Source organism: Aeromicrobium sp. Leaf272, assembly GCF_001422865.1.
GTDB lineage: Bacteria > Actinomycetota > Actinomycetes > Propionibacteriales > Nocardioidaceae > Aeromicrobium.
Map to the genome: position 1 here is coordinate 1 of NZ_LMMY01000004.1, position 532 is coordinate 532.

At 41.5% G+C, this 532-nt stretch carries 1 protein-coding gene; it reads left to right on the plus strand.

Features of this window, described 5'->3' with window-relative positions; translation table 11 throughout:
• The coding region (locus ASF38_RS16970; RefSeq protein WP_235497336.1) for a cytochrome P450 at positions 1-532 on the plus strand (532 nt) is incomplete at both ends.

Consider the following 532-nt stretch of genomic DNA (forward strand, 5'->3'; position numbering starts at 1 on the left):
CCGGAATAGTCGTTCCCTCCACCGGTGTAGCCACTCTAAAAAATCTTTTTTTTTTATTAAAAAATAAGATGTTGAGTGCACTCTTTTTGCTCGCCGCCTTTTTGGTAGCGGTATACAAAATTTATTTCTCAAACACCATAACTTACAAAAAGTTCAATAAATATGGTGAAAATAAGACTTTGGTTCTAAAAGAGGCGCCGGGACCTACACCTTTGCCAATAATAGGTAATATGCACCTTTTGGGCAAGCACGAATCGCCATTCCAGTCTTTCACGGACTTGGCGAAAACTTATGGAGACATTTTTACGCTGCAATTGGGAACGTCGAAATGCCTAGTGGTTAATAATTTGGACCTCATCCGGGAGGTCTTGAATCAAAATGGAAAATTCTTCGGCGGACGGCCTGACTTTATCCGATTTCATCAACTTTTTGCTGGCGATAGGAATAATTCCTTAGCACTATGCGATTGGTCAAACCTTCAACTAAGAAGAAGAAATCTCGCCCGCCGCCATTGTGGACCCAAACAACACAC